This window comes from Pseudomonas sp. KnCO4 (assembly GCF_045344305.1).
Taxonomy (GTDB): Bacteria; Pseudomonadota; Gammaproteobacteria; order Pseudomonadales; family Pseudomonadaceae; genus Aquipseudomonas; species Aquipseudomonas anuradhapurensis.
The window spans coordinates 931,235-946,407 of record NZ_CP174199.1 but is presented as its reverse complement, the minus strand read 5'-3'; the positions used below and the strand labels follow the sequence as shown (position 1 = coordinate 946,407).

The following is a 15,173-nucleotide window of genomic DNA, read 5'->3' as shown; positions in this document are numbered from 1 at the left end:
GCTGTACGTTCAAATCAGGCTCACATTGCGCAGTTGAAAAGTCAGTACTTCTCCGCTTTCTACGTTCAGGTATTCATCACCATTGATCGAGGCTCGATTTACGGCAATCCGACGTCCTGTGCTGTCACGCAAATGAATATCCAGCCGTTCGGCACCCTCCACCGTGCCATCCCAGGCACCGAGCACCTCAACCTTCCAGTAAGAAACAGTGGCTTGCTTGGCAAGCGCCCAATACAGCGGCGAAACGTGATTGAGTACCTCATGGGTGGTGGTAATACCGTAGAACCCGACATAGCCATTGATGCTAAAACCCAAGGTTCCATCGGCCAGCCCACGGAAACGCGTTGAGGACGCGATCATGTAGTGCACACGATCCTCAGTGTGCGCCTGGTATTCGAACTTGAAGCGAATGGGCTGGACGTGATGGGATTTGTAGCGTCGATCGATGACCAGCCAGCCATCTTCCTCGGCGCTCAATAACGAACCCGGCAACGCGGCGGTAACGCCCACTCGCCCTACATAGGGAGCCTTGCTGCAATGTAACTCTGCGGTGAAATTCCGGTGAAACATGAAGCCCCCTGATCATGTACTGAAGAATGTCCAGGCAGCATGATCAACGGCAGGCTTGTCGGGCACGGCGAAGTTGTTCCAGGACCGCAGTCGCCAGTGCAGCGCCTCATCGGGGTCAGTGCAGTTCGAAGGTATCGGCATCCAGGTTGGCCGGGAACTTGGCCCGGTACGCCGCCAGTTCCGCCGCGCTCAACACGGCGGTGAACACCCCGTCCGCCTCCCCGGCACTGAGCAGGCTCTCGCCCTGGAAGTCCAGCACCTGGCTGTCGCCGGAATAGGCGAAGCCCTTGCCATCGGTGCCCACCCGGTTTACCGCCGCCACATAGCACAGGTTCTCGATGCCCCGGGCCGGCAGCAGGCGGTTCCAGTGCTGGCGGCGCGCAGCCGGCCAGTTGGCGGTATATAGCAGCAGGTCGGTGTCCTGGGCATCGCGGCTCCACACCGGGAAGCGCAGGTCGTAGCAGATCAGCGGGCGAATCCGCCAGCCTTTGAGCTCGAACTGCACCTGGCGCTCGCCTGGGGTGTAGTGCTTGTGCTCACCGGCCATGCGGAACAGGTGGCGCTTGTCGTAGTGCAGGATCTCGCCATCCGGCCGTGCCCACAACAGGCGGTTACGGTGGCTGCCATCGGCGGCCTGGATGATCACGCTGCCGGTGACAACCGCGTTGCACTTCTTCGCCTGGGCCTTCAACCATTTGTAGGTGGGGCCATTCTCAGGCTCGCACAGGCTCTCCGACTGCATCGAGAAACCGGTGGTGAACATTTCCGGCAGAATCACCAGGTCCACCTCGCCGACCTGCGCCAGCAGCTCCTCGAAGTGCGCATGGTTGGCCTCGCGGTCGTGCCAGGCCAGGGTGGTTTGCACCAGGGCGACTTTCAGGTTGGGCAGTGTGCTCAGATCGCGCATAGTCTTTCCGCTGCCTGACGCAGCGTCTCCTCTCGTTTGGCAAAGCACAGGCGGACCAGGCGTTGCTCGGGGATGGGCTGCTGGTAGAACACCGACACCGGGATGCTCGCCACACCGTGCTCACGGGTCAGCCACAGTGCCATGTCGACATCGTTCAGGTCCGGGCGGATATGCGAATAGTCCACCAGCTGGAAATAGGTACCCGCCGTGCGGGTGAAACGAAACCGCGAGCTGTCCAGCAAACCGCAGAACAGGTCGCGCTTGGCCTGGTAGAAGGCCGGCAACTGGTCGATATGCTCGGGGTGCTCGACCATGAACTCGGCCAAGGCGCACTGCAGCGGCGTCACCCCGCAGAAGTTGACGTACTGGTGCACCTTGCGCAGCTCGGCACTCAGCGCCGGCGGCGCGATCACATAACCGGTCTTCCAGCCGGTAACGTGATAGGTCTTGCCGAACGAGCTGACCACGAAAGCGCGCGAGTACAGCTGCTCATGGGCCAGTACGCTGGCATGGCGCACACCGTCATAGAGCAGATGTTCGTACACTTCATCGCTGACCAGGTAGATATCACGATCAGCGATCAGCTGCGCCAGCTGGTCCAGGTCTGCGCGGCTGATCAGCGCACCGCTGGGGTTGTGCGGCGAGTTGAGGATGACCAGGCGCGTGCACGGGCTGAGCGCATCGGCGAACTGCTGCCAGTCGATACGGAAGTCGCCAGCGCTCAGGCGCACATGCACGCAACGGCCACCGGCCAATTCCACGGATGGTTCGTAGCTGTCATAGCACGGGTCGAAGACGATCACTTCGTCGCCAGCGTGGACCAGCGCCTGGATGGCACAGAAAATCGCCTCGGTGGCACCGGGTGTGATGGTCACTTCCTGGTCGGCATCCACCTGTGCGCCGTATAGCCGCGCGACCTTGGCCGCCACCTGCTGGCGCAAGGCCGGCAGGCCGGTCATTGGTGAATACTGGTTATGTCCGGCAGCCACATGCCGGCCCACTGCATCGAGCAGCGCCTGCGGGCCGTTGAAGTCGGGGAAGCCTTGCGACAGGTTGAGCGCACCGGTCTGCGCGGCGAGCTGGGACATGCTGGTGAAGATGGTCGTGCCGACGTTCGGCAGTTTGCTGCGGATCATGAAGCCCTCTTTCCTGGGGTGTATCCGGCACGGGTTGGAGTCCGAGCATAGCGGATCGAGCGGTCAGGAAAAAGGTTGAAACGCTGGGGGCATTGCGCTGGGTCAAAGGGCGAATCGCTGGCTTGCCCGCTCCCACAGGTACTGCACGTAGCTCAAGGGTCGTACCGTATCTGTAGGAGCGGGCAAGCCCGCGAAGAAGCTGACGCGAAATCAGCGTTTCTTGTCGCGACGCTTCTTCTCGGCCTTCTTGTGGTGCGACATCAGGCGGCGTTTCTTGTTGACCTGACGATCGGTGAGGGTGTTCTTCTTGCCCTCGTACGGGTTCTCACCGCCTTTGTATTCGATGCGAATCGGCGTACCGACCAGTTTCAGCACGCGGCGGTAGGTGTTTTCCAGGTAGCGCGAGTACGACTTCGGGATCTTGTCGGTCTGGTTACCGTGGATCACGATCAGCGGCGGATTGGCACCACCGAGGTGGGCATAGCGCAGCTTGATGCGGCGGCCATTCACCAGCGGCGGCTGGTGCTCGCTCACGGCATCTTCGAGGATCTGCGTCAGGCGGCTGGTCGGCCAACGGGTCACGGCCGACTTGAACGCGGCCTGCACCGACTTGTACAGGTGGCCTACGCCGGTGCCGTGCAGGGCGGAGATGAAGTGAATGTCGGCGAAGTCGACGAAGAACAGCCGGCGCTCCAGCTCGGTCTTCACGTAGTCGCGTTCGCCCGGCTCCATGCCGTCCCACTTGTTCAGGGCGATGACAATGGCGCGGCCGGCTTCCAGGGCGAAGCCCAGCAGGTTCAGGTCATGGTCCACCACGCCTTCGCGGGCGTCCATGACGAAGATCACCACGTTGGCGTCCTTGATCGCCTGCAGCGTCTTCACCACCGAGAACTTCTCGACTTCCTCGTGGATCTTGCCGCGCTTGCGCACGCCGGCGGTGTCGATGAAGGTGTACTTCTCGTCATCGCGCTCGAACGGGATGTAGATGCTGTCACGGGTGGTGCCCGGCTGGTCGTACACCACCACGCGCTCTTCGCCGAGCATGCGGTTGACCAGGGTCGACTTGCCCACGTTGGGGCGGCCGATGATGGCGATCTTGATGCCGTCCTTCTCGCTCGGGCCAGGGATGCGCACCGCTTCTTCGCCTTCGGCGACTTCGGCGTCCAACGCTTCCTCGACCTGGTCGCGTGGCAGGTGGCCGAGCACGGCCTCCATCAACGCATTGATACCACGGCCCTGGGAGCCCGCCACCGGAATGGCATTGCCCATGCCCAGCGGCGAGAACTCGGCGCGGGCGACGTCGGCATCGATGTTGTCGATCTTGTTGGCAACCAGGATCGCTTCCTTGTTCCGCTTGCGCAGGTGCTCGGCGATCATCTGGTCAGCGGCGGTCATGCCAGCACGGGCATCGACCAGGAACAGCACATAGTCGGCTTCTTCGATGGCCATCAGCGACTGCTCGGCCATTTTCTCGTCCATGCCCACTTCGTCACCGGTAATACCGCCGGTGTCGATCAGGATGAAGGAACGACCCTGCCAGGTGGCATCACCATACTGGCGGTCACGAGTCAGGCCCGAGAGGTCCCCGACGATGGCATCGCGGGTCTTGGTCAGGCGGTTGAACATGGTGGATTTGCCGACGTTCGGGCGGCCCACCAGGGCGATTACGGGAACCATTCGGCTCTCCACTCTTGAATTCTTGAAAATGCAAAGGCCGCTGCAAGGCAGCGGCCGGAGTTCGGGCGGCGCGTCCAGCGCCGCGGCTTGAAGCCCGCCAAGGCTTCAAGCATAGCTTCAGCGGATGGTCAGTGCCTCGAGCTTGCCGCTGTTGCCGAAGACGTAGATGGTGTCGCCAACCACAAGTGGGCGGGCACGCAAGCCATCGCTGTCGATACGCTCACGGCCGACGAAGCGGCCATCGACTTGGCTCAGCAGGTGCAGGTAACCTTCGAAGTCACCCACTGCCACGTAGCTGGAGAACACTTCCGGCGCGGTCAGCTGGCGACGCGCCATGGTGTCGTTGCTCCACAGCGCGCTGGAAGAGCGTTCATCGACGCTTTCGACAGTGCCGGAAGCTTCGCTGACGTAGACGTTGCCGAAGCCCTGGGCGACACCCACGTAGCTGGAGGCATCACGCTGCCACAGCACCCGGCCGCTTTCCAGGTCCAGGCCCGCGACGCGGCCCTGGTAGGTGCTGACGTACAGGGTACCACCCGACAGCAGCAGGCCGCCGTCGATATCGACCACACGGTCCAGCTCGGAACGGCCTTGCGGAATCGCCACACGGCTTTCCCACACCGGCACACCGTTGTTGATGTCTACCGCCACCACTTTGCCGGTGGACAGGCCGGCAACGGCCAGGCGGTTGGTGACGATCGGCGCACCGGTGCCCCGCAGGGTCAGCACGGCCGGGCTGTTCTCGTAGATCCAGCGGCGGTCACCGGTAGCGGCATCCAGGCCGATCAGGCGATCGTCCTGGGTCTGCACGACCACCACATCACCATTGTTGGCAGGCGGGGCCAGCACTTCGCTGGTCACCCGAGAGCGCCAGCGCTCCTCGCCAGTGCTGGAGTCCAGGGCAATCACTTCACCCTTGAGGGTACCCAGCATGACCAGGCCATAGCCGACGCCGACAGCACCGGAAACCGGCAGCTCGAGGTCCTTCTTCCACACCACGTCACCGGTGATGCGGTCGAGGGCAAAGACCTCGCCATTGACGTCGGAGGCGTAGATGCGGTCGTTTTCGATGGCCGGCACCAGGGTGTTGTAGGTTTCGCCCTGGCCGTCACCGATCGAGCGGCTCCACTGCTTCTTCAGCACCACTTCCTCGGTGAACTTGGTCAGCTCGGCCGGGGGCAGTTCCTTCTTGCTGTTGCTGCTGCAACCCGCGGCCAGTACGGCCAGGGTCAACACTGCTGCATGTTTCCAACCGATCACTTACGCGTCCCCTTTGGCCAAGTCATCCAGCTTCAATTGCAGGCCACCGACCGCCGCCTCATCGGACAACGCAGCCTTGGCTTTCTCGTAAGCACTGTGCGCGTCATCGGCACGACCCAGTTGCACCAGCAGGTCACCCTTCAACTCTTCACGGCTGGCCAGGAAGGCCTGGTCGGCGTCCCCGTCGAGCAGCTTGAGGGCGTCCTCGGCCTTGTTCTGGGCGGCCAGTACGCGAGCCAGGCGCTGCCGCGCAATTTCGCCCAGGGTGGCATCGGCCGGCTTGTCCAGCACGCTTTTCAGCTCGGCAGCGGCGTCGTCGAGCTTGCCGCTCTCGACCGCGACCTTGGCCACGAACAGGCTGCCGTACTGGGCGTAGGCGGTACCGCCGAACTCGCTCTTGAGCTTGCCGGCCAGCTCCGCAACCTTGGTCGCGTCAGGCTGGCCAGTGGGCGTCAGGCTGGTTTCCAGCAAGGCCTGGTACAGCTGCGAGGCACCTTGCGACTGATTGTTCTGGTACTTGTGCCAGGTATTCCAGCCCAACACCACCACGCCAGCCAGCAGGGCACCGGTCAGCAGCGGCTTGCCGTTGCGGTTCCACCAGTCCTTGACCCCTGCCAGTTCATCATCGGTACTCGACACCCCAATACTCCTTTTCGCCTATTCGCTTGTTGAACCGCGTTACGCCTGCGCGATCGCGGTTTCCAGGTGCTCAGCCAGAGCATCCCAGGCAATGTTCTGTTGTTCGCCCTGACCACGCAGGGGCTTGAAGCCGATCTCTTGCTTGGCCAGCTCGTCATCACCGAGGATCAGCGCGAACAGCGCGCCGCTCTTGTCGGCTTTCTTGAACTGGCTCTTGAAGCTGCCGCCCCCGGCGTTGACGGCCAGGCGCAGGCCCGGCAGACGGTCGCGCAGGCCTTCGGACAAGCGCAGGCCAGCCAGTTCGGCCTGTTCGCCGAAGGCACAGAGGTAGACGTCGATCTGCCGGCTGATGGACTCGGGCACCTTGCCCAGGGTTTCCAGCAGCAGGATCAGGCGCTCGATGCCCATGGCGAAACCGACGCCCGGGGTCGGTTTGCCGCCCATCTGCTCGACCAGGCCGTCGTAGCGGCCACCCGCGCAGACCGTGCCTTGGGCGCCGAGCTTGTCGGTCACCCACTCGAACACGGTCTTGCTGTAGTAGTCCAGACCACGCACCAGCTTGGTGTTGATCACGAACGGGATACCGGCAGCGTCCAGGCGGGCCTTGAGGCCCTCGAAGTGCACGCGCGATTCTTCGTCCAGGTAGTCTTCCAGCTTCGGCGCACCGACCAGCACCGCCTGGGTGTTCTGGTCCTTGCTGTCGAGGATGCGCAGCGGGTTGCTCTTGAGCCGGCGCTGGCTGTCTTCATCCAGCTGCTCCAGGCGTGCCGAGAGGAACTCGACCAGCGCATCGCGATAGCGCGCACGGGCTTCGCTGGTGCCCAGGCTGTTGAGCTCCAGCTTGACCGCGTCCTGGATGCCCAGCAGGCCCCACAGGCGCCAGGTCAGCATGATCAGCTCGGCGTCGATGTCCGGGCCGTCCAGGTTGAACACTTCCACGCCAATCTGGTGGAACTGGCGGTAGCGGCCTTTCTGCGGGCGCTCGTGGCGGAACATCTGGCCGATGTACCACAGTTTCTGTACCTGGCCGTTGCCGGTGATGCCATGCTCGAGCACCGCACGTACACAGGCGGCAGTGCCTTCCGGGCGCAGGGTCAGCGAATCGCCGTTGCGGTCCTCGAAGGTGTACATCTCTTTTTCGACGATGTCGGTCACTTCACCGATGGAGCGCTTGAACAGCTCGGTGAACTCGACGATCGGCGTGCGGATCTGGCTGTACCCGTAGGTATCCAGCAGGCCGGCCACGGTGCCTTCGAAGTAGCGCCACAGCGGCGACTGTTCAGGCAGGATGTCGTTCATGCCACGGATGGCTTGCAGCGATTTGCTCACGAAAAGTCCTTACGAATTCGGGTGTCAGCCACGGACGATCAGCGCCGCGTCAGCTTCGGCCTTTTCGGCCGCTTTCTGGCGGATGAGCTTTTCCAGCTCGTCGACCAGGTTGTCGTTGGTCAGCTTCTGCGCCGGCTTGCCGTCGATGTAGACCAGGTTCGGCGTACCGCCGGTCAGCCCCACATGGGACTCCTTGGCTTCGCCCGGGCCGTTGACCACGCAACCGATCACCGCCACATCCAGCGGTACCAGCAGGTCTTCCAGGCGCCCTTCCAGCTCGTTCATGGTCTTGACCACATCGAAGTTCTGCCGCGAGCAGCTCGGGCAGGCGATGAAGTTGATGCCACGCGAGCGCAGGTGCAGCGACTTGAGGATGTCGTAGCCGACCTTCACTTCTTCGACCGGGTCGGCCGCCAGCGAGATACGGATGGTATCGCCAATGCCTTCGGCCAGCAGCATACCGAGGCCGACAGCGGATTTCACCGTGCCGGAACGCAGGCCACCGGCTTCGGTGATGCCCAGGTGCAGCGGCTGCACGATCTGCTTGGCCAACAGGCGGTAGGCTTCGACGGCCATGAACACGTCGGAGGCCTTGACGCTGACCTTGAAGTCCTGGAAGTCCAGGCGGTCGAGGTGCTCGACGTGGCGCAGCGCCGACTCGACCAGCGCAGCCGGGGTCGGTTCGCCATACTTCTTCTGCAGGTCCTTCTCCAGGGAGCCGGCGTTGACGCCGATCCGGATCGGGATGCCACGGTCGCGGGCCGCATCGACCACCGCGCGCACGCGGTCTTCACGGCCGATGTTGCCCGGGTTGATACGCAGGCAGTCGACGCCCAGTTCGGCCACGCGCAGGGCGATCTTGTAGTCGAAGTGAATGTCGGCAACCAGCGGCACGCTGACCTGCTGCTTGATGCGGCCGAACGCCTCGGCGGCGTCCATGTCCGGCACCGAGACCCGCACGATGTCCACGCCGGCATCGACCAGGCGCTGGATCTGCGCCACGGTGGCGGCCACATCGTTAGTGTCGGTATTGGTCATGCTCTGCACCGCGATGGGCGCATCACCACCCACAGGCACATTGCCGACCCAGATTTTGCGGGATTCGCGACGTTTGATCGGAGATTCGCCGTGCATGACTTACTGTCCCAACTTCAGGCGAGCGGTTTCGCCACTGGTGAACGGGGCAACATCGACGGCCTGGCCGTTGTAGCTGACCTGGGCGCCACGGGCAAAGCCCAGGCGTACCGCGAACGGCGGCTTGCCGGTCAGCTCGAGGTTGTCCCCCTTGCGCTTGATGGCGCTGAACAGCACCTTGCCATTGCCGTCGCTGACCTGGGTCCAGCAATCGGCGCTGAACTGGATGGCCACCTTGCCGCTGCCGGCCGGCACTTCGGCAGGCACGGCGGGCGTGGCAGGCTCGGCGGCGGCTACGGTCGCCGCTGGGGCGATCGGAGCCGGCGCCGGGGCCGGAGCGACCGGCGCTGCCGGCGCTGCCGGCGCAGGCGCCACCACCGGTGCATTGACCGCTGGCTGCGCCGGAGCCTGCTGCGCGGGCGCCGGGGCAGGTGCTGCGGCAACGGCGGCGGCGCTTGCCGGGGCCTGTTCGGTGACAGCAGCAGGCTGCCCGTTGGCGCCTTGCTCCAGCGGCAGCGGCGCGCTCTCGGGCTGCTGGCCAGCCGAAACGGCCTGGTCTTCAGGCTCATCGAGCGGGTGAATCTGGGTGGTACCGTCGGCGCTCTCGACTTCGACGTGCTCCAGGGCGATCTTGGCCAGGTCCTTGCCACGCAGGCTGCCCTGGTCCTGCCACCAGACGAAGCCGCCACCGACCACGGCCACCAGCAACAGCAGGCTGACCCCACGCAGGATGTTGTGCGACAGGCGCACCGGCTCTTCGATACGGCCCAGCGAGTGCACGTCGCTGCCTTTGGCGTGGGTACCGGTATAGCGGTCGAAGGCATCTACCAGGGCGGCCTGGTCCAGGTCCATCAGCTTGGCATAGGCACGGATGTAGCCACGGGCGAACGTATGCCCGGGCAGCTTGTCGAAGGCGCCGGTTTCCACGTGGTTCAACGAACTGACAGTGAGGTTGAGCTTGCGGGCCACCTCGGCTTGTGACCAGTCCCGGTTCTCACGGGCCTGACGCAAAAGCTCACCGGGGTTCTGGCCAGGCGCTACGGCTACTTCGGGATGCGCGGCTTTCATCGTTGCTCCGACAGGTATTGCTGATATTCCGGCGTACCGGGATAAAGTCGTTGTAATTGCTGACCCAGCTCGGCCAGTTTGCCCTGCTCGTCGAACACCCTGGCAAGGCGGCTGCCCAGCAGCAGGCTACGGGCATCGTGTTCGCTCAGCTGGCTGAAACGATCGTAGTAGTCCCGGGCCGGCACATAATGCCTGTTTTCGAAGGACAACTCAGCCATTTCCAGCAACGCTTTCGGTTGCCGCTGGTTGAGTTGCAAAGCTTTCAGCAAATAGGCATGCGCCTGGTCGCGGCGCTCGAGCTTCAGGGCAGTCAGGCCCAGGTTCTCGTAAACGCGTGAACGCTCAGGATACAGGGTATCGGCGCTGGCCAGGCGAAACATCTGCTCGGCCTCGGCAAATCGCCCCTGAGCATAAAGGAAACTGCCGTAATTGTTGCGAATTCGCGTGTCGCCAGGGCGCACCTGCAGTGCCTTGCGAAAGTGGCTTTCGGCCATTTCGGCCTCGCCTTCGGCCTGCAGCACCAGCGCCAGGGCGGCGTGCGCATCGGCGTCGTCGTTGTCCAGGGCCAAGGCCTTGCCCAGCGGGGCCTTGGCCTGCTCGGTCAAACCTTGTTGCAAATAGCCCAGGCCAAGCTGCACATAAGCCCGCCCTGCCTCTGCCCGGCCCTGGCGGCTGGCCAGGGGGTCGCCCGCGCCGCCCGACACGCAGCCGGCCAGCAGCGAAAGCGCAAGGATCGACAGCGCGGCGCGCAGGCTCATGGGCAAGGTCCCGGTCAGTGCTGCGCAGCGCTGTCTTGCAGGTCGGCGTCCGCAGAAAGCTGGCGCACAGCGATATAGCGCTCGCTGCGGCGGGTGCGGTCGTTGACCTGGCCAACCAGCTGGCCGCAGGCGGCGTCGATGTCATCACCACGGGTAGTACGGGTGGTGACGTTGAAGCCACCGTGGTGCAACAGGTCCTGGAAGCGGCGGATGGCGTTGTTGCTCGGCCGCTCGTAACCCGAATGCGGGAACGGGTTGAACGGGATCAGGTTGATCTTGCACGGCACGTCGCGCAGCAGCTCGATCATTTGCGCAGCGTGCTCGGGCTGGTCGTTGACGTCCTTGAGCAGGGTGTACTCGATGGTCAGCACACGCTTGCCACCCAGGGTGGACATGTAGCCCATGCACGATTCCAGCAGCATCTTGAGCGGGTACTTCTTGTTGATCGGTACCAGCTTGTTGCGCAGTTCGTCGTTCGGCGCGTGCAGCGACAGCGCCAGCGACACGTCGATGTGCTTCGCCAGCTCATCGATCATCGGCACCACGCCTGATGTCGAGAGGGTGACGCGACGCTTGGAAATGCCATAGCCGAGATCTTCCATCATGATCTTCATGGCGGCGATGACATTGTCGAAATTGAGCAGGGGTTCGCCCATGCCCATCATGACCACGTTGGTAATGGCGCGGTCGATCTTGGCCGGAACGGTCCCGAAGGATTTGTTGGCAAGCCACACCTGGCCGATCACTTCGGCGGCGGTGAGGTTGCTGTTGAAGCCTTGCTTGCCGGTGGAGCAGAAGCTGCAGTCCAGGGCACAGCCGGCTTGCGACGAGACACACAGGGTGCCACGGTCGTCGGTGGGGATGTAGACGGTTTCGACGCAGCTGCCGGAAGCAACGCGCACCACCCACTTGCGGGTGCCGTCGGCGGAAATGTCTTCACTGACCACTTCCGGGCCCCGAATCTCGGCAACGGCCTCGAGCTTTTCGCGCAAGGCCTTGCCGACATTGGTCATGGCGGCGAAATCGTCGACGCCATAGTGGTGAATCCATTTCATGACCTGACCGGCACGAAAACGCTTCTCTCCGATCGACTCGAAGAATTTTTCCATTTCCTGCAGGGTCAGGCCCAACAGGTTGATCTTGCCAGTCATGTCACTCATGGAATCACCCAAGACCTGCTTCGCTTAGCGAATGCGGTCGCACAGCTCGGTAGCGGAGAAGAAGTAAGCGATTTCGCGGGCAGCCGAAGCTTCCGAGTCGGAACCGTGAACGGCGTTCTCGTCGATGGAAACGGCGAAGTCAGCACGGATGGTGCCGGCAGCAGCTTCTTTCGGGTTGGTGGCGCCCATCAGCTCGCGGTTGGCCAGAACGGCGTTTTCGCCTTCCAGAACCTGAACGATGACCGGGCCGGAAGTCATGAAGGCAACCAGGTCAGCGAAGAAGCCGCGCTCTTTGTGCTCGGCGTAGAAGCCTTCGGCTTCGGCTTTGGACAGTTGCTTCATTTTCGAAGCGACGACGCGCAGGCCGGCTTTCTCGAAACGAGTGGTGATCTCGCCGATGACGTTCTTGGCGACGGCGTCAGGCTTGATGATGGAGAAAGTACGTTGAACAGCCATGGAAAACTCCAGAAAAATGAGTGTTGCGAAAAATTAAACCCGCGAATTATACGCGGGTTCCAGGGGATTGCCTAACCTGCAGGACGCGTTCAGTCGGCTTCTTCGATCCAGGCCGCCTGGATGGCCTCGAGCACTTTCTCACCGCCGCGTGACGGATCGTCGCTGAATTCTGGCAAGGCCAGCACCCAGCGGTGCAGATCGACGAAATTCACATAACGAGGATCGACGTCCGGCTTGCTTTCTGCAAGCTGGATGGCGATCTCAAGTACATCAATCCATTTCAGGCTCATGGAACAAACCTCAGTGCGGCGCTTCGGCGGCGTGGTTGAGCGAATACTTGGGGATCTCGATGACCAGGTCCTGGTCAGCGACGACCACCTGGCAGCCGAGGCGCGATTGAGCCTCCAGGCCCCAGGCCTTGTCCAGCATGTCCTCTTCCAGCTCGTCGGCTTCTTCCAGCGAGTCGAAGCCCTTGCGCACGATGCAATGGCAGGTGGTGCAGGCCTTGACGCCGCCGCAGGCGCTTTCCATCTCGATGTGATGGTCGTGGGCCAGCTCCAGGATGTTGGTCCCGGACTCAACCTCCACAGTCAGCCCTTCCGGGCAGAATTTCTCGTGCGGCAGGAATGTCACCAGCGGCATCGGTTACTCCTCGATCTCATTCAGGTTGCGCCCGGCCAGTGCGGCTTTGACCGTCGAATCAAGGCGACGGGCGGCAAATGCGTCGGTCACCTGCGACAGACGCTTGGTCTGTTGCTCGATGGCAGCGCCATCGGTGCCGGCCAGCAAATCACGTAGTTCTTGCATCTGGAATTCGATGGCTTCGCGCTCGTCACTGCTGAGCAGGCGTTCGCCATCGGCGTCCAGGGCGCCCTGTACCGCTTCGAGCAGGCGCTCGCCGTCCACCTGGTGCTCGCGCAACTGGCGGGCCTGCTTGTCGGAACCTGCGTGTTCGAAGGAGTCCTTGAGCATGCGCGCGATTTCGCCGTCGGTCAGGCCGTAGGACGGCTTGACCTGGATGCTGGCCTCCACGCCCGAACCCAGCTCGCGGGCAGCGACACTGAGCAGGCCGTCGGCGTCGACCTGGAAGGTGACGCGGATCTTTGCCGCACCGGCGACCATGGCCGGAATGCCGCGCAGCTCGAAACGCGCCAGCGAGCGGCAGTCGCTGATCAGCTCGCGTTCACCTTGCAGCACGTGGATCATCATGGCCGTCTGGCCATCCTTGTAGGTGGTGAACTCCTGCGCACGCGCTACCGGAATGGTGGTATTGCGTGGGATCACCTTCTCCATCAGCCCGCCCATGGTCTCGAGGCCAAGCGACAGCGGGATGACATCGAGCAGCAGCAACTCGCCACCCTCACGGCGGTTGCCGGCCAGGGTATCGGCCTGGATCGCGGCACCGATGGCCACTACCTGGTCAGGGTCGATCGAGGTCAGCGGGGTGCGCCCGAACAACGCGCCCACCGCTTCGCGCACACGCGGCACGCGGGTCGAGCCACCGACCATGACCACGGCGCTGACTTCCTCCAGCTCGATGCCGCTGTCACGCACAGCGCGGCGGCAGGCCTTGAGGCTACGGGCGACCAGCGGTTCGATCATGGCTTCGAAAGCGGCACGGCTGAGCTCGCCCTGCCAGGCACCATGGCTGACGCCGACCACGTCAGCGTCGGTCAGGGCTTCCTTGGCGGCACAGGCGGTTTGCAGCAATGCGCGCTGGGTGGCCGGGTCGAGGTCGGACGACAGGCCGGCCTGCTCGATGATCCAGCCGGCTATCGCGTGGTCGAAGTCGTCACCACCCAGGGCGGTATCGCCACCGGTGGCCAGCACTTCGAACACGCCGGCAGTCAGGCGCAGAATGGAAATGTCGAAGGTGCCGCCACCCAGGTCATAGATGGCCACCACGCCCTCGGCGTTCTGGTCCAGGCCATAGGCCACGGCGGCCGCGGTCGGCTCGTTGAGCAGGCGCAGCACATTGAGGCCGGCCAGGCGTGCAGCGTCCTTGGTGGCCTGGCGCTGGGCGTCGTCGAAATAGGCCGGCACGGTGATCACCGCGCCTACCAGTTCACCGCCCAGGGTGGCTTCGGCACGCTCGCGCAGCACCTTGAGGATGTCGGCGGACACTTCAACCGGGCTCTTCGGCCCCTGTACGGTATCGATGAACGGCATGTGCGATTCACCGCCAACGAAGCGGTACGGCAGCTGCTCGCCCAATTGCTTGACGTCGGCCAGGCCGCGCCCCATCAGGCGCTTGACCGACAGCACGGTGTTCAGCGGGTCGCTGGAGGCAGCGTCACGCGCAGCCTGCCCCACTTCGTTGCGCCCTTCGAGGTAGCGCACCGCGGACGGCAGAATGACGTTGCCCTGCGCGTCGGGCAGGGGCTCGCTACGGCCGCTGCGCAGTGCGGCGACCAGGGAGTTGGTGGTACCCAGGTCGATCCCCACCGCCAGGCGGCGCTGATGCGGCTGAGGGCTTTGACCGGGTTCGGCAATCTGCAGTAGGGCCATGCTTATCTGAATACCTTAGGTGCCATCACGGGCAGCACCGGGTTAGTCGTCGAGGCGCTCTTCCAGTTGGCGCACTTCTTGGGCGAGCTTGTCGAGGAATTGCATGCGGCGCATCAGGCGCTCGGCCTTGTCGCGCTCGCCCGGGGCGTCCCAGCAAGCGGCGAAATCCTCGTTCAGCGTGTCCTGGGCGACCTTCAGGCGCTTCTTGAACACACCGACACCGTCAAGGTCGGCTTCGTCCTGCAGCTCTTCGAGCTCCTCGCGCCACTGCATCTGCTGCAACAGGAAGTCCGGGTCGTGGACCGTGACTTCCTGGGGCACTTCGTGGCCGCTGATGGCCAGCAGGTAGCGGGCGCGACGCGGCGCACTGCGCAGGGTCTGGTAGGCGTCGTTGAGCGCTGCGGACTTTTCCAGGGCTACGCGTTGCTCGCGCTCGGAGGCATCGGCAAAGCGGTCGGGATGGACTTCGCGGGCCAACTCGCGATAGCGAGTGGCCAGCTTGTCGAGATCCAGACGGAAGCTTGGCTGGAGGTCAAACAATGCGAAATGACAAGGAGTACCCACAGCCAGC

General features: G+C 63.4%; 16 protein-coding genes. All 16 read right to left on the bottom strand.

Translation table 11 applies throughout. The features are described from left to right. Nucleotides 1-9 precede the first annotated feature (9 nt). The gene (locus ACJA3S_RS04455; RefSeq protein ID WP_406820957.1) at nucleotides 10-570 is read right to left on the bottom strand and encodes a hypothetical protein; all 561 of its coding nucleotides are present in this window, start codon (nucleotides 568-570) and stop codon (nucleotides 10-12) included. A gap of 115 nt (nucleotides 571-685) precedes the next feature. Then, nucleotides 686-1,477, bottom strand: a complete 792-nt coding sequence (locus tag ACJA3S_RS04450; RefSeq protein WP_406820956.1) for an amidohydrolase — start codon at nucleotides 1,475-1,477, stop codon at nucleotides 686-688. Beyond that, nucleotides 1,465-2,613, bottom strand: a complete 1,149-nt coding sequence (locus ACJA3S_RS04445; RefSeq protein WP_406820955.1) for a pyridoxal phosphate-dependent aminotransferase — start codon at nucleotides 2,611-2,613, stop codon at nucleotides 1,465-1,467. The genes ACJA3S_RS04450 and ACJA3S_RS04445 overlap by 13 nt, the downstream gene beginning before the upstream one ends. A 210-nt stretch (nucleotides 2,614-2,823) precedes the next feature. Next, nucleotides 2,824-4,290, bottom strand: coding sequence for a ribosome biogenesis GTPase Der (gene der, locus ACJA3S_RS04440; RefSeq protein ID WP_296231713.1), 1,467 nt, complete (start codon nucleotides 4,288-4,290; stop codon nucleotides 2,824-2,826). 117 nt (nucleotides 4,291-4,407) lie between these two features. Next, a complete protein-coding gene (gene bamB / locus ACJA3S_RS04435; RefSeq protein WP_170028355.1) occupies nucleotides 4,408-5,550 on the bottom strand; it encodes an outer membrane protein assembly factor BamB in 1,143 nt (380 codons plus the stop codon). Next, complete coding sequence (locus tag ACJA3S_RS04430; protein WP_186686258.1) at nucleotides 5,551-6,189, bottom strand: tetratricopeptide repeat protein; 639 nt, start codon at nucleotides 6,187-6,189, stop codon at nucleotides 5,551-5,553. A gap of 39 nt (nucleotides 6,190-6,228) precedes the next feature. Then, complete coding sequence (gene hisS / locus ACJA3S_RS04425; RefSeq protein ID WP_075043833.1) at nucleotides 6,229-7,518, bottom strand: histidine--tRNA ligase; 1,290 nt, start codon at nucleotides 7,516-7,518, stop codon at nucleotides 6,229-6,231. A 24-nt stretch (nucleotides 7,519-7,542) separates the two neighbouring features. Continuing rightward, on the bottom strand, nucleotides 7,543-8,652 hold the full coding sequence (gene ispG / locus ACJA3S_RS04420; protein ID WP_038408727.1) for a flavodoxin-dependent (E)-4-hydroxy-3-methylbut-2-enyl-diphosphate synthase: 1,110 nt from the start codon (nucleotides 8,650-8,652) through the stop codon (nucleotides 7,543-7,545). Between the two features lie 3 nt (nucleotides 8,653-8,655). Further along, the gene (locus ACJA3S_RS04415; protein WP_406820954.1) at nucleotides 8,656-9,720 is read right to left on the bottom strand and encodes a RodZ domain-containing protein; all 1,065 of its coding nucleotides are present in this window, start codon (nucleotides 9,718-9,720) and stop codon (nucleotides 8,656-8,658) included. Further along, nucleotides 9,717-10,478, bottom strand: a complete 762-nt coding sequence (gene pilW / locus ACJA3S_RS04410; protein ID WP_406820953.1) for a type IV pilus biogenesis/stability protein PilW — start codon at nucleotides 10,476-10,478, stop codon at nucleotides 9,717-9,719. The genes ACJA3S_RS04415 and pilW overlap by 4 nt, the downstream gene beginning before the upstream one ends. Nucleotides 10,479-10,492: 14 nt before the next feature. Then, nucleotides 10,493-11,638 carry a 23S rRNA (adenine(2503)-C(2))-methyltransferase RlmN gene (gene rlmN, locus ACJA3S_RS04405; protein ID WP_170028351.1) on the bottom strand — a complete coding sequence of 382 codons (1,146 nt, stop codon included), beginning with the start codon at nucleotides 11,636-11,638 and terminating at the stop codon, nucleotides 10,493-10,495. Between the two features lie 24 nt (nucleotides 11,639-11,662). Beyond that, the gene (gene ndk, locus ACJA3S_RS04400; protein ID WP_023382208.1) at nucleotides 11,663-12,094 is read right to left on the bottom strand and encodes a nucleoside-diphosphate kinase; all 432 of its coding nucleotides are present in this window, start codon (nucleotides 12,092-12,094) and stop codon (nucleotides 11,663-11,665) included. Between the two features lie 89 nt (nucleotides 12,095-12,183). Further along, the gene (iscX, locus tag ACJA3S_RS04395; RefSeq protein ID WP_023382209.1) at nucleotides 12,184-12,384 is read right to left on the bottom strand and encodes a Fe-S cluster assembly protein IscX; all 201 of its coding nucleotides are present in this window, start codon (nucleotides 12,382-12,384) and stop codon (nucleotides 12,184-12,186) included. Nucleotides 12,385-12,394: 10 nt separating this feature from the next. Then, nucleotides 12,395-12,736, bottom strand: a complete 342-nt coding sequence (gene fdx, locus ACJA3S_RS04390; protein ID WP_406820952.1) for an ISC system 2Fe-2S type ferredoxin — start codon at nucleotides 12,734-12,736, stop codon at nucleotides 12,395-12,397. A gap of 3 nt (nucleotides 12,737-12,739) precedes the next feature. Continuing rightward, entirely contained in the window at nucleotides 12,740-14,602 is a 1,863-nt protein-coding gene (hscA, locus tag ACJA3S_RS04385) for a Fe-S protein assembly chaperone HscA (protein ID WP_406820951.1), read from the bottom strand. Between the two features lie 42 nt (nucleotides 14,603-14,644). Further along, complete coding sequence (hscB, locus tag ACJA3S_RS04380) at nucleotides 14,645-15,166, bottom strand: co-chaperone HscB (RefSeq protein ID WP_170028348.1); 522 nt, start codon at nucleotides 15,164-15,166, stop codon at nucleotides 14,645-14,647. Nucleotides 15,167-15,173 lie beyond the last annotated feature (7 nt).